The 21,133-nt window shown below is 43.8% G+C and carries 20 protein-coding genes and 2 tRNA genes; 20 read left to right on the forward strand and 2 right to left on the reverse strand.

Annotation, left to right across the window (positions count from 1 at the left end):
* Positions 1–226: 226 nt before the first annotated feature.
* The 16 genes from ribD (at position 227) to nrdD (ending at position 15,054) form a co-directional block, all read left to right on the forward strand.
* The gene (gene ribD / locus PG418_RS09125) at positions 227–1,339 is read left to right on the forward strand and encodes a bifunctional diaminohydroxyphosphoribosylaminopyrimidine deaminase/5-amino-6-(5-phosphoribosylamino)uracil reductase RibD (RefSeq protein ID WP_022220886.1); all 1,113 of its coding nucleotides are present in this window, start codon (positions 227–229) and stop codon (positions 1,337–1,339) included.
* On the forward strand, positions 1,340–1,987 hold the full coding sequence (gene ribE, locus PG418_RS09130; protein ID WP_022220887.1) for a riboflavin synthase: 648 nt from the start codon (positions 1,340–1,342) through the stop codon (positions 1,985–1,987).
* Between the two features lie 86 nt (positions 1,988–2,073).
* On the forward strand, positions 2,074–3,294 hold the full coding sequence (locus tag PG418_RS09135) for a bifunctional 3,4-dihydroxy-2-butanone-4-phosphate synthase/GTP cyclohydrolase II (RefSeq protein ID WP_055156442.1): 1,221 nt from the start codon (positions 2,074–2,076) through the stop codon (positions 3,292–3,294).
* Positions 3,295–3,353: 59 nt separating this feature from the next.
* On the forward strand, positions 3,354–3,827 hold the full coding sequence (ribH, locus tag PG418_RS09140) for a 6,7-dimethyl-8-ribityllumazine synthase (protein ID WP_008374369.1): 474 nt from the start codon (positions 3,354–3,356) through the stop codon (positions 3,825–3,827).
* Between the two features lie 167 nt (positions 3,828–3,994).
* Positions 3,995–4,993 carry an L-glyceraldehyde 3-phosphate reductase gene (gene mgrA, locus PG418_RS09145; RefSeq protein ID WP_055249242.1) on the forward strand — a complete coding sequence of 333 codons (999 nt, stop codon included), beginning with the start codon at positions 3,995–3,997 and terminating at the stop codon, positions 4,991–4,993.
* Between the two features lie 124 nt (positions 4,994–5,117).
* A tRNA-Trp gene (locus PG418_RS09150) sits at positions 5,118–5,188 on the forward strand.
* A gap of 495 nt (positions 5,189–5,683) precedes the next feature.
* A complete protein-coding gene (locus PG418_RS09155) occupies positions 5,684–6,349 on the forward strand; it encodes a F0F1 ATP synthase subunit A (RefSeq protein ID WP_081445281.1) in 666 nt (221 codons plus the stop codon).
* 53 nt (positions 6,350–6,402) lie between these two features.
* Positions 6,403–6,621 (forward strand): ATP synthase F0 subunit C, encoded by a 219-nt coding sequence (gene atpE, locus PG418_RS09160; RefSeq protein ID WP_008374373.1) that lies wholly within the window; start codon positions 6,403–6,405, stop codon positions 6,619–6,621.
* Positions 6,622–6,654: 33 nt separating this feature from the next.
* Positions 6,655–7,149 carry a F0F1 ATP synthase subunit B gene (atpF, locus tag PG418_RS09165; RefSeq protein WP_022220891.1) on the forward strand — a complete coding sequence of 165 codons (495 nt, stop codon included), beginning with the start codon at positions 6,655–6,657 and terminating at the stop codon, positions 7,147–7,149.
* Positions 7,127–7,663, forward strand: a complete 537-nt coding sequence (gene atpH, locus PG418_RS09170; protein WP_055249245.1) for an ATP synthase F1 subunit delta — start codon at positions 7,127–7,129, stop codon at positions 7,661–7,663. The genes atpF and atpH overlap by 23 nt, the downstream gene beginning before the upstream one ends.
* Positions 7,664–7,668: 5 nt before the next feature.
* Positions 7,669–9,177: a F0F1 ATP synthase subunit alpha gene (gene atpA / locus PG418_RS09175; protein ID WP_022220892.1), complete on the forward strand. Its 1,509-nt coding sequence runs from the start codon at positions 7,669–7,671 to the stop codon at positions 9,175–9,177.
* A gap of 1 nt (position 9,178) precedes the next feature.
* Positions 9,179–10,072, forward strand: a complete 894-nt coding sequence (gene atpG, locus PG418_RS09180) for an ATP synthase F1 subunit gamma (protein WP_055249247.1) — start codon at positions 9,179–9,181, stop codon at positions 10,070–10,072.
* Between the two features lie 8 nt (positions 10,073–10,080).
* Positions 10,081–11,478 carry a F0F1 ATP synthase subunit beta gene (atpD, locus tag PG418_RS09185; protein ID WP_022220893.1) on the forward strand — a complete coding sequence of 466 codons (1,398 nt, stop codon included), beginning with the start codon at positions 10,081–10,083 and terminating at the stop codon, positions 11,476–11,478.
* Between the two features lie 11 nt (positions 11,479–11,489).
* Positions 11,490–11,903, forward strand: coding sequence for an ATP synthase F1 subunit epsilon (gene atpC / locus PG418_RS09190; protein ID WP_055249249.1), 414 nt, complete (start codon positions 11,490–11,492; stop codon positions 11,901–11,903).
* Positions 11,904–12,130: 227 nt separating this feature from the next.
* On the forward strand, positions 12,131–12,724 hold the full coding sequence (locus PG418_RS09195) for an HD domain-containing protein (protein WP_055249251.1): 594 nt from the start codon (positions 12,131–12,133) through the stop codon (positions 12,722–12,724).
* A gap of 140 nt (positions 12,725–12,864) precedes the next feature.
* On the forward strand, positions 12,865–15,054 hold the full coding sequence (nrdD, locus tag PG418_RS09200; protein ID WP_008374382.1) for an anaerobic ribonucleoside-triphosphate reductase: 2,190 nt from the start codon (positions 12,865–12,867) through the stop codon (positions 15,052–15,054).
* Positions 15,055–15,140: 86 nt separating this feature from the next.
* Here the strand turns inward: nrdD and PG418_RS09205 are convergent, their stop codons facing one another.
* Entirely contained in the window at positions 15,141–15,650 is a 510-nt protein-coding gene (locus PG418_RS09205; RefSeq protein ID WP_227119935.1) for a hypothetical protein, read from the reverse strand.
* Positions 15,651–16,002: 352 nt separating this feature from the next.
* Here PG418_RS09205 and nrdG point away from each other — a divergent pair, with 352 nt between their 5' ends.
* Both nrdG and PG418_RS09215 read left to right on the forward strand, forming a co-directional pair.
* Positions 16,003–16,509, forward strand: a complete 507-nt coding sequence (gene nrdG / locus PG418_RS09210) for an anaerobic ribonucleoside-triphosphate reductase activating protein (protein WP_022220109.1) — start codon at positions 16,003–16,005, stop codon at positions 16,507–16,509.
* A 73-nt stretch (positions 16,510–16,582) separates the two neighbouring features.
* Positions 16,583–16,653: transfer RNA gene (locus PG418_RS09215), tRNA-Trp, on the forward strand.
* 144 nt (positions 16,654–16,797) lie between these two features.
* Here PG418_RS09215 and PG418_RS09220 read toward each other — a convergent pair.
* Entirely contained in the window at positions 16,798–18,117 is a 1,320-nt protein-coding gene (locus tag PG418_RS09220) for a hypothetical protein (RefSeq protein ID WP_055156452.1), read from the reverse strand.
* 280 nt (positions 18,118–18,397) lie between these two features.
* Between PG418_RS09220 and PG418_RS09225 the strand changes: the two genes are divergently transcribed.
* On the forward strand, positions 18,398–19,573 hold the full coding sequence (locus PG418_RS09225; RefSeq protein ID WP_498837312.1) for a M20 family metallopeptidase: 1,176 nt from the start codon (positions 18,398–18,400) through the stop codon (positions 19,571–19,573).
* 37 nt (positions 19,574–19,610) lie between these two features.
* Positions 19,611–21,059 (forward strand): MFS transporter, encoded by a 1,449-nt coding sequence (locus PG418_RS09230; RefSeq protein ID WP_204576042.1) that lies wholly within the window; start codon positions 19,611–19,613, stop codon positions 21,057–21,059.
* The last annotated feature ends 74 nt before the right edge of the window (positions 21,060–21,133 follow it).

Below are 21,133 nucleotides of genomic sequence, written 5' to 3' on the forward strand. Positions count from 1 at the left end.
GCCGAGGCCAGATTCGATGAGAAAATGGTATTTCCGAGAAGTATGACAGAGCGTACAGCGATATAACTGAGAAAGAAAGCCCTGACAGGTAAGAGAATCTGTCAGGGCTTTTCCTATATGCCAAAGCACATTTTTTGAAAAGAGACTTATCCGGCAACATACCTAAAATGTTTAGCAGAGTACATTTCCAGGGGGCTTTTCCGGGAGAGATGAGAAAGGAGAAAAAATGACAGATGAATTTTACATGCGCCGTGCAATTGAACTGGCAAAAAAAGGACGTGGATGGACAAATCCAAACCCGATGGTTGGTGCCGTGATCGTAAAGAATGGAAGCATTATCGGGGAAGGGTATCACGAAAAATGTGGTGAGCTTCATGCAGAACGGAACGCAATCGCATCCCTGACAGAAAGCGCCGAGGGAGCAACACTTTATGTGACGCTGGAGCCGTGCTGCCATTATGGGAAGACACCACCATGTACGGAAGCGATTCTGGAACAGAAGATTGCACGGGTTGTGATCGGATCGAGAGATCCGAATCCGAAAGTGTCCGGCAAAGGAGCAAAGATTTTACGCGAGGCAGGCGTCCGGGTGGAAGAGGATTTCCTGCGCGAAGAATGTGATGCGTTAAATCCGGTCTTTTTCCACTATATCACAACAGGGCTGCCCTATGTGGTGATGAAATACGCAATGACGGCAGACGGAAAGATTGCGACAAAAACAGGAGCATCAAAATGGATATCCGGTGAGGAAGCAAGAAGTCTGGTACATGAGATGCGCCATGACTATATGGCAATCATGGCAGGAATCGGAACGGTTCTGGCAGATGATCCGATGCTGAATGTGCGTCTGGAGGGAAAGAAAAGTCCGGTCAGAATTATCTGTGACAGTATGCTCAGGATCCCACTGGACAGTCAGATCTGCCAGACAGCAGGGAGATACCGGACGATTGTTGCATATGCCGGTGAAAAGGGGAATGCGATTTATTTAGAAGAGAAAAAACGCAGTCTGGAAAAGCTTGGAGTCGTGCTTCTCAGAGTTCCTTCGGAAAAAGGGGAGATCAATCTGCAGCTTCTGATGAGAAAGCTTGGAGAGCTGGGAATTGACAGTGTACTTATTGAAGGCGGTGGAACTTTAAATGAGGATGCCCTGCAATCCGGTATCGTAAATGAGGTGAAAGCTTTTATCGCACCGAAAATTTTTGGCGGAAGAGGCGGCAAGACTCCGGTGGAAGGCTTTGGAATTGAGAAAGTAGACGATGCCATCAAGTTACAGCTTATGAGAATCTCGCAGGTTGGAGAAGATATTCTGGCAGAGTATAAGGTTTTGGAGGAAATGTAAATGTTTACAGGAATTGTAGAAGAAACCGGATCTATCCGGTCACTCCGACTTTCTGGATCATCCGGGAAGATTGCGATCCGGGCAAAAAAAGTACTCGGTGGAACCAGGATCGGAGACAGTATTGCGGTAAATGGTGTCTGCCTGACGGTGGTTTCTCTGGAAAAGGATGGATTTACCGCAGATGTGATGGCGGAAACAGTGAGAAGAACCAATCTTGGTGATACGAAGATCGGTGAGAAAGTGAATCTGGAACGCGCGATGGCGGCAGATGGCAGATTCGGTGGACATATCGTTGCAGGACATATTGACGGGACCGGAATGATTGAAGAACTCAGAAAGGAAGAAAATGCGGTATGGGTAAAAATCCGGACAACGCCGGAGATTCTGGAACTGATCGTAGAAAAAGGTTCAATCTGTATTGACGGGATCAGTCTGACAGTGGCAGAAGTAAGTGAAAAAAGCTTTCAGGTATCAGTCATTCCTCATACCGGAGAGGAAACCACACTGCTGAAGAAAAAAGCTGGGGACAGGGTGAATCTGGAAAATGATATTGTAGGGAAGTATATTAAAAAGTTTCTTACACCATCGGAACCGGCTGGAAAATGTGGTGGACTTACCATGGAATTATTAGAGGAGTATGGAATTTGATGCGAAGAAATTCCGGGACCGGAATGGAGAGCATACAGAAGAACAGGATAAAAATGAGTTATAGATCGGACAGGAGGAAGTAACAAATGGAGAAACAGTATCAATACAATAGCGTAGAAGAGGCACTTGAAGAATTGCGCCAGGGAAGGATCGTTCTGGTAACGGATGATCCGGACCGGGAAAATGAAGGAGATATGATCTGCGCGGCGGAATTTGCAACTCAGGAGAATATCAATTTTATGGCATGCCATGCGAAAGGGCTGATCTGCACACCGATGAGTGCAGCGCTGGCCGGACGGCTTGGGCTTTCACAGATGGTCTCCGAAAATACAGATAACCATTCGACTGCATTTACGGTATCCGTTGACCATGTGGATACGACAACGGGAATTTCAGCAGCAGAGCGAGGATATACTATGCGCAGCCTGACAGAAGAAGGAACGAAACCGCAGGACCTTCGAAGACCGGGGCATGTATTTCCGCTGGTGGCAAGGCATGGAGGTGTGTTGGTAAGAAATGGTCATACCGAGGCAACGGTTGATCTGATGCGTCTTGCCGGACTGAAAGAATGTGGAATCTGCTGTGAAATCATGGAAGAGGACGGAACGATGATGCGGACAGAGAATCTCTGGAAGCTGGCGAAGAAGTACGACCTGAAATTTATTACGATCAAAGATCTGCAGGATTACTGCAGGATCCATGAAAAACATGTCGTAAGGGAAGCATGTGCAAAGATGCCAACCCAGTATGGAGAATTTCAGATTTATGGGTATGTGAATGACATCACCGGTGAACATCATGTGGCATTGGTGAAAGGTGAGATTGGCGATGGGGAAGATGTTCTGTGCCGTGTACATTCCGAGTGCCTGACCGGCGATACTTTTGGATCTCTCCGCTGCGATTGTGGAAAGCAGCTGCAGTCGGCGATGCAGCAGATCGAGAGAGAAGGAAGAGGAGTTCTTCTGTATATGCGACAGGAGGGAAGGGGAATCGGTCTGATCAACAAGCTGAAAGCGTATGAACTTCAGGAACAGGGATACGATACCGTGGAAGCCAACATCCGTCTGGGATTTGCGCCGGATCTTAGGGAATACTGGGTAGGGGCTCAGATTTTATCGGATCTGGGAGTAAAATCACTCCGGCTTCTTACAAATAATCCGGAGAAGGTATATGGACTTTCCGGTTTCGGGCTTGCAATCCATGAGAGAGTACCGATTGAAATAGCACCGCAGAAATTTGATGCATTTTATATGAAGACGAAGCAGGAAAAGATGGGACATATCTTTAAAGAAATCAAATTTCAGTAAAAAGAGAATAAACAGTATTTATCATAGAAGAAACACTTTAATTACAGGAGGAAAAAAACATGAGACAGATTAATGTATTAGAAGGAAAAGTAGTAGCACCAGAAGGAATGAAAGTAGGAATTGTTGCTTCAAGATTTAATGAGATTATTGTTAATAAACTACTTGGTGGTGCGGTAGACGGGCTGGTACGCCATGGCGTGGAGGATGAAAACATAACGGCAGCATGGGTACCGGGAGCATTTGAGATTCCGACAGCAGCTTCTAAAATGGCGGCATCCGGAAAGTATGATGCGGTGATCTGTGTGGGAGCAGTGATCCGTGGAGACACGACGCATTATGATTATGTCTGCAATGAGGTATCCAAAGGGATCGCACAGGTCGGACTTGCAACCGGAGTGCCGGTATTATTTGGTGTGATCACGACTGAAAATATCGAGCAGGCAATTTCAAGAGCCGGAAGTAAAGGCGGAAATAAGGGATATGACTGTGCACTTTCTGCAATCGAAATGGTAAATCTTCTGAGACAGATGTAATTTCCGGCTGACGGTTACAAAAAGAATCCCGTTTTCCGGCAGAAAAAGGGCAGATGCCGGGATTTACTGGACATTTATGCAGGAAAAAGGTATCATATCTGATAAGAGAAATCTGTAAAAGAAATAGTAAAGTTTCAATTCAGAGATAATGAAGGAGAAAATGAATTATGTATACAGCATCATCTGAGAGATATGATACCATGGTATATAACCGTTGTGGGAAAAGCGGGCTTTTGCTGCCGGCAGTTTCTTTAGGACTTTGGCACAATTTTGGAACCAATGCGGATCCGGAGAATATGAAGGCAATGTTGAGGACAGCATTTGATCTGGGAATCACCCATTTCGATCTTGCGAATAACTATGGACCGGAATACGGAAGTGCTGAGACGAATTTTGGGAAGATTTTAAAAGAAGACTTTGCACCATACAGGGACGAGATGATCATCAGTACCAAGGCAGGCTATGATATGTGGCCGGGACCTTACGGGAACTGGGGAAGCAGGAAGTATCTGATCGCAAGCCTTGACCAGAGCCTGAAGAGAATGGGGATGGATTATGTAGATATCTTCTATCATCACAGAATGGATCCGAATACCCCACTGGAAGAAACCATGGGAGCACTCGATTCCATCGTAAAGAGTGGGAAGGCACTTTATGTCGGAATTTCTAACTATGATGGTCCGACAATGGTACGTGCAGCGGAGATTCTGGAAGATCTGAAATGTCCGTTTGTCATTAACCAGAACCGGTATTCCATTTTTGACCGGACGATTGAACAGAACGGCTTGAAAAAGACGGCGAACCAGATGGGAAAAGGAATCATTGCATTTAGTCCGCTGGCACAGGGGCTTCTGACAGATAAATATCTGCACGGAATACCGTCAGACAGCCGGATTGCTGTGGATGGAAGGTTTCTACATGCCGATGCATTGACGAAAGAAAAGCTTGCGCAGATCGAGGCTCTGAACAAGATGGCAGGTGAGAGAGGACAGTCTCTTGCACAGATGGCACTGAGCTGGATCCTGAAAGATGAGGATGTGACCAGTGTGCTGATCGGAGCGTCCAGACCGGAGCAGATCATTCAGAATGTGGAGATTGTGCAGAATACGAAGTTCACCTGGGAAGAACTGAAAAAGATCGATCAGATCAGCAGGGGCGATCTGTAAGTGAAACCTGCGCGAAGAAATTATTTGCAAAGGACGCAAAGGAAATATTGAATAAATGATTGACAGGAAGCAGCCATTGTGTTATTATAGTCCATGGTTGCTTCAGCAATCAACAATTTCATATAGGGGATTGGTCAAATGGTATGACAGGAGTCTCCAAAACTCTTAGCGGCAGTTCGATTCTGTCATCCCCTGTAACTTGAAGGACTCAGTTTGAGTTCTTTTTTTATCTAATGGACCAAGTGCGGAATGGTGATAGCGCAAGTCCAAATCAACTCTTCATTTCCCAAAACAAAATAATCATCCCGCTAGATATATATATTCGACATAGTCACTATACATAGTGCATAAAAATAAAAGAAAATAATTGTAAAAAATGCCAAAAATTCAACTGTACGAAAGCACAAAATCCGTCAAAAAAGAATCTCAAATGCTACAAACTAAAAAAAGTGTCAAAAAATAGAAGTAAAAACAGCTAAAGAAAATAAAAGAAAAACAGATGAAGATAGTGAAAATAGATAAAAAAATTGGTTTTTTTACTGTACAATCTACAAAAGCTGAAAATATTGACAAAGAAAAAGTGTGAGCGTAATATAAGCATGACTTTTAGAGGACGCTCTGAAAAGTACTATAAAATAAGAATAAATAAAACGAAAGGGAGGGAGCGATACGGAACATTTAACAGAGACTCTGTTAGAAGAGCTGAACTGCGAGACAGTGTTTACGATCCCGATATTCGGCGGAATACCGGTAAAAGAGTCGGTCGTAGTTACCTGGATCATCATGGCGGTAATCGTAGGACTTTGTATCATATTTGTCCGAAGCTTGAGCGTCGAAAATCCGGGAAAGGTTCAGCTTTTATTGGAATCCGCAATAGGAAAAGGACTGGACTTCTTTGAAGACATCATGGGAAAAGAAAACAGGAAATATATTCCGTATCTGATTACAGTGCTTATCTATATTGGGATAGCCAATATCATTGGTCTGTTCGGATTTAAGTCACCGACAAAAGACCTCAATGTAACAGCAGCACTTGCAATCATGAGTATGTGCCTGATTGAATTTTCCGGAATCCGGAAGAATGGATTTAAGCATTGGGCGGCGCATTTTGCAAAGCCGGTACCATTCGTAGCACCAATTATGGTTCTGGAGATTGTGATCAGACCATTATCACTTTGCATGCGTCTGTTCGGTAATGTATTGGGAGCGTTTGTTATCATGGAGCTTTTAAAAGCAGTGGCTCCGGTTCTTATCCCGATACCATTTAGTTTTTACTTCGATATTTTCGATGGATTCCTGCAGGCATATGTATTCGTATTCCTGACAGCACTTTTCATGAATGAGGAGCAGGAATAATCCCGAAATGACAGAAGAAACACAAATCTATAAGAAAAAAGGAGATTAAGATTATGTTAGTAGCAATTGGAGCAGCAGTAGCAGTTTTAACAGGTTTAGGAGCAGGACTTGGAATCAGCCTTGCAACAGGTAAAGCAGTAGATGCGATCGCAAGACAGCCGGAAGCAGAAAGCAAGATCAGCAAGAACCTGATCCTGGGTTGTGCACTTGCAGAGGCAACCGCTATTTACGGTTTCATTATCGGACTTCTTATCATCTTAATGCTGAAATAAGAAAAGTAAAATGAAGAAAGGCAGGTGGGACAGGTGATACAGTTTAATGTAAGCCTTCTCTTTACGATCATCAACCTGATTGTCTTTTATCTTTTGCTGAAAAAATTCTTATTCAAACCAGTAATGGGAATTATGGAAAAACGTGAAAAAATGATTGCTGACGGACTGAAAAATGCCAGTGATAGTCAGGAAGAAGCGGCGAGACTGAAAGCGGAATATGAAAAGGCTCTGGAAGGAGCAAAGGCAGAATCCATTCAGATCGTGGAAAAAGCTAAGAAAACTGCAGCCGGAGAATCAGAGCGTATCCTTCAGGAAGCCAATACGGAAGCCGTAGGAATCCTGAAAGATGCCAGAAAGACGATTGAAAATGAACGCAAACAGACCATGAATGATCTGCAAAGTGAGATCGCAGGACTGGCAATGCAGGCAGCACGTAAGATTGTGGATGACACAAAAGGAAATCAGGATATATATGATCAGTTTCTGAAAGGTGCAGGTGATGCTCATGTCAATAAAGAGGTTAAATAAAGAGTATTGCTGTAGCCCTTCGGCAAAACAGTATGCACATGTTTTATATGAGCTTGGAATTTCAAAAGAAGCGGTAGGAGAGACTGAAAAGCTTTTTAAAGAAGTACCGGTGCTTGAAGAAACATTTGCAAGTCCGGTGGTACCGATGCGGGAAAAATTAAGTTCGATCGACAAGATTTTCCCGGAAGAAATAAAAAACTTTCTCAAGGTTGTATGCCGTAATCAGAGAATGAGCGAGATCAGTCAGATTCTTTTTGCTTATGACAGATACTGTAAAATGCAGGAAGGAATCCAGATGGCAACGCTTACCTGTGTGGAAGCACCAGATGAAAAGCGGCTTGAGAAAATCAGAGAATTTCTTTGTGAGAAGTACCATAAGACAGATGTGAAGATCGAGATAGTCAAAGATCCGGCATTACTTGGTGGATTTATCTTAAAGACCGGTGATGATGAATATGACTGGAGTCTGAAAGGAAGATTATCGAGATTAGAGCAAAAATTGACCTGGAGGTGAACAAAGTGAGTTCAATTAGCTCAGATGAAATTATTTCTATTCTGAAAAATGAAATAGAGAACTTTGATCAGATCAGTAAAGACAGCGAGGTCGGTACGGTTGTCTCTGTCGGTGACGGAATTGCAAATATCTATGGAATAGAGCATGCAATGTACGGAGAAATCGTGACATTTGAAAATGGACTGAAAGGTATGGTTCAGGACATTCAGAAAGATACGATCGGCTGCATCCTGTTCGGATCAGATGTAGAGATCAAAGAAGGTACGAAAGTGATGCGTACCAAAAAGAAAGCCGGAGTACCGGTTGGCGATAAATTTATCGGACGTGTCGTAAATGCACTTGGAGCTCCGATTGACGGAGCGGGAGAAATCGAAGCAGAAGATTACAGACCGATTGAAAATGAAGCACCAGGAATTGTAGACCGTAAATCCGTCAGCGTTCCAATGGAAACAGGAATCCTTTCTATCGATTCTATGTTCCCGATCGGACGTGGACAGAGAGAGTTGATTATTGGAGACCGTCAGACAGGAAAGACTTCCATTGCTACAGACACGATTTTGAATCAGAAGGGTAAGGATGTCATCTGTATCTATGTAGCAATCGGTCAGAAAGCATCAACGATCGCAAAGGTTGTCAATACTTTTAAAAACGGCGGCGCAATGGATTACACCATCGTAGTAGCATCAACAGCAAGTGACTGTGCACCGCTTCAGTATATTGCACCATATGCAGGAACCGCGATTGCAGAACATTTTATGCATAAAGGAAAAGATGTCCTGATCGTTTACGATGATCTTTCAAAGCACGCAGTTGCATACCGTGCGCTGTCCCTGCTTCTTGGACGTTCACCGGGACGTGAAGCTTATCCTGGAGATGTTTTCTATCTGCATTCAAGACTGCTTGAGAGATCAAGCCGTTTAAGTGATGAAATGGGAGGCGGTTCGATCACAGCACTTCCAATCATCGAGACACAGGCAGGAGATGTATCTGCATACATTCCGACCAACGTCATTTCCATTACAGATGGACAGATCTTCCTGGAAAGTGATCTGTTCTTCTCAGGAATGAGACCGGCGGTTAACGTAGGTCTTTCCGTATCCCGTGTTGGTGGTGCAGCACAGACAAAGGCAATGAAGAAGGCAGCCGGAAGTATCCGTATCGATCTTGCACAGTATCGTGAGATGGAAGTATTCACACAGTTCAGTTCCGATCTGGATGCAGCAACAAAGGAACAGCTGGAATATGGATCTGGTCTGATGGAACTTCTGAAACAGCCACTCGGACATCCAATGTCCATGCATGAGATGGTCATCACCCTCTGCGCAGCACGAAATAAAGTGCTTCTGGGAATTCCGGTAAAAGAGGTTAAGAAATTCCAGATGGATATGCTGAATTATTTTGCAACAGTTCATCCGGAAATCAGTGAAGAGATTGAGCAGACAAAGGCTCTGTCCGATGAACTGGCTGCAAAGATTGTGGAAACAGCGAAGGAATTCAAAGACAGCAGGTGTTAATATGGCAAATATCAGAGAAATACAGACTCGAATCAACAGCGTCAAAGATACGATGAAGATCACGAACGCCATGTATATGATCTCGTCTACCAAGATGAGACAGGCGAAGAAAAAGCTGACAGATTCAGAGCCGTACTTTTACGGACTTCAGGGAGAGATTTCCAGAATCCTGAGGCATATTCCTGAGATCGAGCACCGGTATTTTGATGCGCGGGAAGAGATTCCAAAAGAGAAACGAAAGATAGGTTCCATTGTCATTACTGCGGATAAAGGACTTGCAGGAGCTTACAACCACAACATTGTCAAGGTGGAGGATGAGATCCTGGAGGAGCCGGGAGCGCATAAGCTGTTCGTAGTCGGTGAGCTTGGCAGACACTATTATGCGAATAAGGGTGTGGAAATTGACACCAATTTCCTCTATACTGTGCAGAAACCGACCATGCACAGGGCAAGAGATATCGCGGAAGTGATTCTTTCCCAGTATGAGAGAGGTGAACTGGACGAGGTCTACATCGTTTACACCAGAATGGAAAATTCGATGCTGACAACGGTTGAAAAAATGAAGATCCTGCCGCTTGAGAGATCTTCATTTAATGAAATGAAAATGCCGCTTAGCATCCATAGAGAGGCGATCGCGCTTTATCCATCAGCAGAGGCGGTTCTGGACAGCATCGTACCAAACTACGTGGTTGGTATGATCTATGGATGTCTGGTAGAGGCATATGCAAGCGAACACAATGCGCGAATGACAGCAATGCAATCAGCAACAGACAGCGCGCAGGAAATCATCAAAGATCTTTCTATTATATATAACAGGGCAAGGCAGGCTGCAATCACACAGGAAATTACTGAAGTTTGTGCAGGTGCCAAAGCCCAGAAACGGAAAAGGAAGTGAAAACAGGTATGAATAAAGGACGTATTGTACAGGTCATGGGACCAGTTGTTGACGTTGTATTTGAAGACGGAAATCTGCCGTGTATCAAAGATGCCCTGCAGGTGGAGAACAACGGAAAAACCTGTATTATGGAAGTTGCGCAGCATCTGGGAAATGATGAGGTTCGTTGTCTGATGCTGGCAGCAAGTGAAGGACTTTGCAAGGACATGGAAGTAACCGCTACCGGTTCTGGAATTAAAGTACCGGTTGGAGAGCAGACCCTTGGACGTCTGTTCAACGTACTTGGAGAAACCATCGACAATGGCGAAGAAATCAAAGAAGATACCGAACACTGGGTGATCCACAGAGATCCGCCGTCATTTGAAGACCAGAGCCCGGTTGTAGAAATCCTGGAAACCGGAATCAAGGTTATCGACCTGCTTGCACCTTATGCAAAAGGTGGTAAGATCGGTCTGTTCGGCGGTGCCGGTGTAGGTAAGACTGTACTGATCCAGGAACTGATCCGTAACGTAGCCACAGAGCACGGCGGATATTCCATCTTTACCGGTGTTGGAGAACGTTCCCGTGAAGGTAACGACCTCTGGACAGAAATGAAAGCATCCGGAGTTCTGGATAAGACAGCCTTAGTGTTTGGTCAGATGAACGAACCACCTGGAGCACGTATGCGTGTCGCTGAGACAGGACTTACAATGGCTGAATATTTCCGTGATAAAGAACATCAGAATGTGCTTCTTTTCATTGATAATATTTTCCGTTTTACACAGGCAGGTTCCGAAGTATCCGCACTTCTTGGACGTATGCCATCAGCCGTAGGTTATCAGCCGACACTGGCAACTGAAATGGGTGAACTGCAGGAGAGGATCGCATCTACAAAGAATGGTTCTGTCACATCCGTACAGGCTGTTTATGTCCCTGCCGATGACCTTACAGACCCGGCTCCGGCAACTACATTTGCTCATCTGGATGCAACAACCGTACTCTCCCGTAAGGTTGTAGAACAGGGTATTTACCCGGCAGTTGATCCACTGGAATCTAACTCCCGTATTCTGGAGGCGGATATTGTCGGAGAAGAACATTATGAAGTTGCAAACCGTGTAACAGAGGTTCTGCAGAAATACAAAGAGCTGCAGGATATCATCGCAATTCTTGGTATGGAAGAGCTTTCCGATGAAGACAAGGCAACGGTTATGAGAGCAAGAAAGATTCAGAAATTCCTCTCCCAGCCATTCTTCGTTGCAGAGACATTTACCGGAGTTCCGGGAAAATATGTACCTCTGAAAGAGACGATCCGAGGATTTAAGATGATCCTCGACGGAGAAATGGATGAGTATCCGGAGAATGCATTCTTCAATGTAGGAACGATTGATGAAGTCATCGAGAAGGCAAAGGCTGAAAAAGCAGAATAGAGGTGCCAGGTATGGATACATTTGGACTTAAAATCATTTCCAGTGACCGGGTATTCTATGAAGGACGTTGCAGAAAGATGATCGTGCCGGTACCGGACGGCGGTGGAATGGAAATTCTTCCGCACCATGAAGATATGGTGATCGCTGTGGTGATCGGTGAGGCAATGCTTCAGTTTGAAGAAGGCGAATGGGTGAACCTTGCGGTCGGAACCGGATTCCTTGAGATCGTCAACAACCGTGTGACGATGCTGGTGCAGACGGCAGAGAAACCGGAGGATATCGATGCCAGACATGCCCAGGAGCAGATGGAGTATGCAGAAGAAAAGCTTCGCCAGAAACAGAGTATACAGGAATATTACCGGACACAGGCTTCGCTTTCAAGGGCGATGAACCGGTTGAAGGTGTCGAAGCGAAAAAAATGGTAAATAGGAAACAAATTTATGTGGAAGCGCGTAATCTACTACAGATTGCGCGCTTTTTCAATACGGAATTTTTGACAAAATTTATTGGGAAAAATGGTACAATCTTTTACAAAATAAAAGTTCCGATACAGGGTAGTTTGTGGTAGAATATATAACAGTGTGCGTGTACTGAGAAAAAGGATTTTGAGGTGTTCAAATAGAGTGTATTTCATCATAGAAGGAGCAAAAACGTGGAAAAAGAGGAACTTACGCAATTATTTAATTTCTTTCGGGAGATTGATAAGGAAAAATTTATTGGAAGGCAGACATATCTGACGGATGGGGTGCGTAAGGAGAATGACGCGGAGCATGCGTGGCATATGGCGATCATGACGGTTCTGCTTGCGGGATATGCCAATGAGAAGATCGATGTTCTTAAGACAGTGACGATGCTTTTGATCCATGATATTGTAGAAATTGATGCGGGGGATACCTATGCCTATGATGAAGATGCGAAGAAGACGCAGAGGGAACGGGAAGTGAAGGCTGCGGACCGGATTTTCGGACTTCTTCCGGAAAAGCAGGGAAAGGAATTTCGGGCGCTCTGGGAGGAATTTGAGGCACAGGAGACTGCTGAGTCGAAGTTTGCCCGGACGATGGACAATATCCAGCCGATCATGTTAAATGCGGCTACAGACGGCAAAGCGTGGGAGGAACACGATGTTCATATTGAACAGATCCTGAACCGTAACCGGAATACGGCAAAAGGCTCAGAAGCGATCTGGGAGTATGCGAAAGAAGAATTCTTAAGACCGAATCTGGAAAATGGCAAGATAAAAAAATAACATAAAAAAAACAAAAATCCCCCTTTTCATTTTCGTGAATATGGGGTATCATATACTACAGAGCGCAAAATATAGTGGAGAAACTTAAAAGTGACACTATATTTTGTGGAGCGATGGAACAAAGTTAGGAGAAAGTTGGGATGGATTTGGAAGTAAAGACGAGAGTAATCAAAAGAAACGGTGAGGAAGTAGACTTCCGGCTGGAAAAGATTGTGAATGCGATCAAAAAAGCGAATGAAGAGGTTGAGAACATCCACAGGATGAATGACTTTCAGATCATTGCAATTGCGGAGAAGATTGCACAGCAGGCAGAGGAATTTACGCATGCAGTGAATGTGGAGGACATCCAGGATATGGTTGAGACCGGCATTATGGAGATGCGTGGTTATGAGGTTGCCCAGAAGTATGTCCGCTATCGCTATAAGAGAGAATTAACCAGAAAGTCGAATACAACGGATAACGGAATTCTTGCATTGATCGATCATATGAACGAGGAAGTAAAGCAGGAGAACTCCAATAAGAATCCTGTGATCAATTCTACACAGAGAGATTACATGGCAGGAGAGGTCAGCAAGGACCTTACCAAGAGAGTCCTTCTTCCGGAGGAAATCGTCCGTGCACACGAAGAAGGAATCATTCATTTTCATGATATGGACTATTTTGCGCAGAAAGAGCACAACTGTGATCTGATCAACCTGGAGGATATGCTCCAGAACGGAACTGTCATCAGCGAGACGATGATCGAGAAACCACATAGTTTCTTTACCGCGTGTAATGTGACCACACAGATCGTTGCGCAGGTTGCAAGTAACCAGTATGGCGGACAGTCATTTACTCTGTCACATCTTGCACCATTCGTAGATGTAAGCCGTCAGAAGCTCCGCAAGAGTGTCATTGAAGAAAGAATAGAATCCGGAGAGGTTCTGGATGATGCGATCATCGACAAGATCACAGAGAGAAGGCTTCGTACCGAAGTACAGAGCGGAATCCAGACGATCCAGTATCAGCTGATCACACTGATGACCTGTAACGGACAGGCACCTTTCGTAACGGTGTTTATGTATCTGGATGAGGTCCCGGAAGGAAGAACCAGGGATGACCTTGCGATGATCATCGAAGAAGTGATGAAGCAGCGTATGCAGGGTGTTAAGAATGAAAAGGGTGTATGGATCACACCGGCGTTCCCGAAGCTGATCTATGTACTGGATGAAGATAATATTACCGAGGATTCCAAATACTGGTATCTGACTGAGCTGGCTGCAAAATGTACGGCAAAGCGTATGGTGCCGGATTATATTTCTGCAAAGATCATGAAAGAACTGAAAAACGGAGATGTTTATCCGTGCATGGGGTGCCGCTCATTCCTTACCGTAGAAGATTCCCAGAGAAATGCAGACGGAAGTCATAAGTTCTATGGACGTTTCAATCAGGGGGTTGTAACGATCAACCTGGTTGACGTGGCATGTTCAGCAGAGGGCAATATGGAACGTTTTTGGGAAATCCTGGATGAGAGACTGGAGCTTTGTCACAGAGCACTCCGGTGCAGACATGAACGCCTTCTCGGAACCGTTTCAGATGTTGCACCGATCCTGTGGCAGAACGGGGCACTTGCCCGTTTGAAAAAGGGTGAGACGATTGACAAGCTGTTATTTGACGGATATTCTACCATTTCTCTTGGCTATGCAGGACTTTATGAGATGTGTATGCGGATGCTTGGCAAATCCCATACAGATCCGGAGGCGAAGCCATTTGCACTGGCAGTTATGCAGCGCCTGAATGATAAATGTAAAGAATGGAAAGAAGCAGAAAATATCAGCTATTCCGTATACGGTACACCGATGGAATCTACCACATACAAGTTCGCGAAATGTCTGCAGAAGCGTTTCGGAATCATTCCGGGCGTTACAGATAAGAACTATATTACCAACAGCTATCATGTACATGTTACCGAAAAAATTGATGCGTTCAGCAAATTGAAATTTGAATCGGAATTTCAGAAGCTTTCACCGGGTGGGGCGATCAGCTATATCGAAGTACCGAATATGCAGACCAATATTCCGGCGGTACTTTCCGTATTACAGTACATTTATGAGAATATCATGTATGCAGAGCTGAATACCAAGAGTGATTTCTGTGAAGTCTGCGGTTATGACGGAGAGATTAAGATCATCGAGGACGAGACCGGAAAGCTGGTATGGGAATGCCCGAACTGTGGCAACCGGGATCAGGATAAGCTCTTTGTAGCGAGAAGAACCTGCGGATATATCGGAACCCAGTTCTGGAATCAGGGAAGGACCCAGGAGATTAAGGACAGGGTACTGCATCTGTAAGGATGGAAATGTTTTTGAAAAAATAGTGAGAAGATATAATAAAGGACACGGCTTTCGCTTGGCGAAGCCGTGTCCTTTATTATAAATTATTTAAAATTAATTGGATAAACGTCTTTTATCAAACCATCCTGGTCATAAGAAAAATAGATTTTTTCGACCATTTCTTCTTTATTGATCTTAAAAGTCACAAGAACTGTTTCAGAATCATCTGTTTTGGAGTCAAGCGAAATATCTTTTACAGCTATTTGGGTATTATTAACAGCTGCCTCTGACAGATAGGTCTGACCATAGGTTGAAACAAAATATTCTAATCGGTCGCGCTCAAAATATTTTCCTACAAGCTTGTTCCAGTTCTCAAGAATTTTCTCAGAATTGGCGAAAGCATCATCAGAATTTGCATCAGTATTTTCACCGATTACATTAGAAGCATCCGGAGAGTATAATTCTTCATTTGGCGCAGTAAACATTGCAGTAATTACTGCTTCGGCTTCCGGACTTACGGCTGATTCAGATGCCTTTTTGTCTGAGCAGCCAGTAAGCAGAATAAACAAAAGTAACAGAATAAAATAAATTTTTGGCGTTGCTTTTTTCGTCATGAGAATCCCTCCTTTGCTTGTGGGGGCAGTTAAAATAGTTTTCCTGCCATTGGATTGATCTGCCTTTCACATTTTGGGTGTTTATAAGTATAGTATAATGGAGCTGGCTGTAAAACGCTAATATTATTTTTACAAAAAGGCAGTTGCTTGGGCGAATGTATGCGGACAAATCATAGCAGCACTTATCACAGCATTTGGAGGAGTCAAAAGACCGCCGGAGCGGTTGGAATCGTACTTTATCGGAGGACAATAGTAGTTGATTTTCAGGTGTGATTTGCTATAATTGATAAGAAGAGTAAGAATGGACAGCAGAGTAGTACTGCTATAATGAGAAAAAGGGAAGTATAAAGATATGAATTACGGAACAATCAAAAATTACGATATCGCAAATGGAACCGGCGTCAGGGTCAGCCTTTTCGTATCCGGCTGCCGGCATCATTGCAAAGGATGCTTCAATTCCGAAACCTGGGATTTCAATTACGGCAATCCATATACCAAAGAAGTAGAAGCAGAGATCCTCGAAGCACTTAAACCGGCATATATCCAGGGATTTTCCCTCCTAGGCGGCGAACCCTTCGAACCGGAGAACCAGAAAGAGCTCGCAGGACTCCTGCAAAAGATCAAAGAAAGCTACCCGGAGAAAAATGTCTGGTGCTACACCGGATATCTCTATGATGTAGACCTCATCCCCGGCGGAAAAGTCTACACCGAATACACTGATAAGATGCTCGCCTGTATCGATACCCTCGTAGACGGCGAGTTCATCGAAGCCGAAAAAGATCTCACCCTGGAATTCCGCGGAAGTCGCAACCAGAGAATCCTTCACCTTGATGAAATCCGCCAAAATGCGAAAAACTAAAATAATTCATTGACAAAAAAAGACCACTGTGATATAAATAACAAGTGGTCTTTTTTAGATCATAAAATCAAATAGGGGATTGGTCAAATGGTATGACAGGAGTCTCCAAAACTCTTAGCGGCAGTTCGATTCTGTCATCCCCTGTAGAAACCTCTCGGAAGTAGTTCCGGGAGATTTTTTATACTCTATAATTCCCACCAGATTCAATTGTTTGCACAAAGAATCTGGTGGGAATTATTTTTGTCTGATGTTGACACAACCTATATTTTTGTAAATCAATATATTTCTTTAGAAATTAAAATAAAGTTCGTATACCTTAACCGGCCGCCCCTTCGCATTGGTCGTCTGCGTATAAGCGAGCTTCGCGACTCCTCCATTTTCCAGATTCTGAATAATCCGGTTCGCATTTCTCACCGTACTTCCCATACGTTCGGCAAGCTCGTGCGTTGTAATCTTATTTGATCCGGCAGCATGCGTACTGGCAAGGACTTTCTTGATCGTAACCGGTGAAAGATTACACTGCTTTGCAATCTTTCCAAGATTCTGCACATACTGATTCTGGATCACTCTTCGGTCGGATGAACCAAGGGGTCCGATCATATCTCCGTTTTCATTCTGGATAAAACTTTTTCCAAACTGAACAGCCTCTTTGCGGGCATTTACAGAATTACGGATCGCATTGTCAAAATTTGCCCCGATTCCGTATCCTACAGCACATTCAAAATGCAGTTTGTCGGTGAGAAATTCATTCAGTTCGCAGACCTTGTTATTGTGTGTAATATGCTGCAGCATTTCCACAGTGGTCAGGGCACTGCAGTGATTATCCACTTTCTGAGAGATACAATTCATCAGATTCTTTTTAAAGAAATCTTCCATACAGACATAGATCTGCTGGATATTTTCCGGTGTGTTATCTGTCGAACTACGGGGAGATACATTGATGATAACCGGAAGGTTGGAACGCATGTGCTCCAGCTCGATCGTGGACAGAAGTTCATTTGCAAGATCCCGGATATGGCTGACACTTGGCAGCGGATAGATTGTCGGGATCCCGTGCGCACGAAGCTCCGGCAGGATATTACTGTACTGACAGAGAACCATATCCATTTCATTGTTGTTCCACATACGGATCAGCTCTGAAAGGACATGATTTTCAATCGTACTGATACTGGTACGGGTCAGTGCCTTGGTCCAGTTGTTAATATGTGGTGGAACTGTATCAATGTCCAGCTCCTTAAGGAAAGCGGTTGCAGTACAGCCGCCATCGATCGGAATCAGGAAATCCAGAATAATCCGGTCCATATCCAGATCCCGGTTGGAAATCAGCAGATTCAAAAGAGCACGGTACAGACCGGCTATATCAATTTCAAAGGATACAATCGGACGGTTATAAGCGTGCGCAGTTGACTCAATGGCAGCTTTTGCGATCTTACCACTGATAAGAAATCCGTCAGTGTCCCCGGCGTAAGAATCGTAAACTTCTGATATTGTGTCAAATTTGTTGTAGGAAACCACCTGGATGTCGCAGTTTAGTTTTAGTTCTGAGACGATCTGCGAGATAGGTTCCTTTAAGTACTGGCTGGTAATAGCCACAATTTTTCTTCTCATTTTCTTTCACCTCTCAAAAAGTATCATATAAAATTATCTTCCATAAATCAACCATAATATTCTGAAAATTAAAAAAATAACGATTAAATAGGTAAAAACAACGAAAATCAAGAATATTCTGTAATATTATTGACTAAAATTTTAGAAGTTGGTATTATGTAATCGTGATAACTATTCTGTAAATGTTCCAAAAACTAATAAAAATGTTCTGTAAATATTCTAAAAGTAGAACAGTATTTTTAATGTAAATGGCAGGAACAAAGTTAAAGGAGGGCTTAGTATGAATTACTATGAAAGAGCATTGGAATTAAAGGATGAAACAATTGCAAACCGCAGACACATCCACAAAAATGCTGAAACTGGTCTGGATCTTCCAAAGACCAAAGCTTATGTTATGGAAAAGCTGACAGAATACGGACTTGAGCCGAAGGATTGTGGCTACGGGGTAACAGCTACACTCGGCAAAGGGGGAAAGGTTCTTCTTCTGAGAGCAGATATGGATGCACTTCCGATGTCGGAAGAAAGCGGAGAAGAATTTGCATGTCCTACAGGAAAAGAAGCACATACATGCGGACATGATTTCCACGCTGCAATGCTTCTTACAGCAGCAAAGATGCTGAAAGAAAAAGAAGATACACTGGAAGGAACTATCAAATTCATGTTCCAGCCGGCAGAAGAGACTTTTGAAGGAAGCAAGAATATGATCGAGAATGGTATTCTTGAGAATCCTCCGGTTGATGCAGCACTTGCATACCATGTATCACCGGGAAAAATGCCAATCGGACTTTTTATGTACAATGATAAGGATACGATGATGTATTCTGTAGATGGATTTAAGATCACCATCCATGGAAAAGGATCCCATGGTGCTTATCCACATGTAGGAGTTGACCCGATCAACATCGGAGTTCATATCCATCTTGCATTGCAGGAACTGATCGCAAGAGAAAGTGATCCGACACATTCCTGTGTACTTACAATCGGACAGTTTGCAGGCGGAACTGCAGCAAACATCATTCCTGAGACCGCTGTTCTCCAGGGAACGATTCGTACCAACAAGCCGGAAGCAAGAGAACTTCTGGTCCGCAGGATGAAAGAAGTCGCTGAAAAGACAGCAGCTGTATATAACGGAACCGTTGATATTGAGATGATCTCAGAAGTTCCTCCGCTGATCTGCAATCCGAAGCTTACCGACGAAGTGGTTGGATATATGCAGGAGCTTGGAATTCCGGGACTCACACCATATCCGGGAATTTCTGCAAGTGCTTCTGAAGATTTCGCAGTGATCGCTGAAAAGGTTCCAAGTACATTTATGTATCTGTCAGCAGGATATCTGGATGAAAGAGGACAGTATCCGGCACATCATCCGAAAGCACAGTTTAATGAGGATGTTTGCCCGATCGGAGCAGCTTGTCTTGCCCATTGCGCTTCACAGTGGCTTAAAAATAACAAATAGAGAGTAAAGGTTTCTTTAGGAACAGGAGGAAAAGAATATGAGTAAAGAACAGCAGGCTCAGGAACAGCCACAGGTTGCGATTCCGCTTCCGAAGGCAAAGAAAAACTTGGTTCAGATCGGATGTATCTGCATGATGCTTTCCGTAGCAATGTATGGACTGGTATTTGCAACGTTAACAGCACCTATCCTTGAAAAAGTTGATGCGATGGGATATGTAGGACTCTTCTCTATCGTAGGTGCGATCGGTGTATCGATTATGACTCCGATCGGAGGAAAATTAGGTGACCTTATTGGTAGAAGAAACATTGTAGTGATTCCTGGAATTATCTGTGCACTTGCAGGTTTTGCATTTGCATTTGTGAGATCTCTGATTCCACTTATGATCCTCAGACTGATTGTCAGCCTTGCACAGGGCGCATTTACAGCAGCACCATACATTATCGCAGGTCTTATCAATGAAAGAAAAGATGTACCAAAGGCAATGGGTATGCTTGCAACCGCAATCGCTGTTGGTGGATTTGGAGGAAGTATCATCGCAGGTATTTTAACAGATATGGGATTATTGACTGTGGCAATCCTTATGCCGGCAATTCCACTTATTCTTGGTATAGTACTGATTGGAATGAACATGCCGAATCAGAAAAGAGAAGGAAAGGTTACGATTGATGTTCCGGGGATGATCGCACTCATCATATCACTTTGCGGAATTCTGCTTGCACTGAACTTTGGATCTTCTATGGGATGGACAAATCCAATGATTCTTGCAGGTCTTGTAATTGGTATCATTGCTCTTATTGCACTTGTTAAGATTGAAAATAAAGCTGCAGAGCCGTTGATTCCAATGAAATTATTTAAAAATAAAAACTACACAGTACTCCTTATTGTAGGATTTATCTGCTATTTCTATCAGAATGCCATGAACTATTATGCACCGATCGGTGCCATGCAGGTTATGGGAGCATCCACGAGTGCAGCAGGTGCACTGCAGATGCCGCGTACACTGATTACAATCATTCTTCCTACTATCGCAGGTGCATGGGTAGGAAAGAAAGCTGCCAATGCATGGAAAGCAATGGTAATTGGTACAAGTCTTGCAATGATCCCGATGGCTGTGATGGCGTTGGTAACAAATTCAGGTGCTTCGATCATGATTTATTTTGTAGCACTTGCAGTTACAGGTATCGCTGAAAGCTTCCGTGCTGTATCCATTACGCCAACAGCACAGGCAATGCTGGCACCGGAAGATATGGGAATCGGAACTTCTCTGGTTAACTTCGCAAACTCACTTTCAGGAACAATTGCAGTTGCAGTATTTGCAGTCGCATATAATGCAAGTACATCAGCTGATCCGACCAATGTAGCACTGATCCAGAATGGTGTAAAATCTGTATTCTGGACAGCAGCAGTCGTTACTCTGATTGGACTTCTTCTGGTAATCTTCATTGTAAAACCGGAGATGAGCAAGAAAGCAGCAGAAAGCAAATAGAATATTGAAATCCATGTGAACATGTGAATAAGAAGCCGGGGCGGATGTGAAAAAACATCTGTCCCGGTTGTTAT

The organism is Bariatricus sp. TF06-38A, assembly GCF_027690675.1.
GTDB classification, from domain to species: domain Bacteria; phylum Bacillota; class Clostridia; order Lachnospirales; family Lachnospiraceae; genus Allocoprococcus; species Allocoprococcus comes.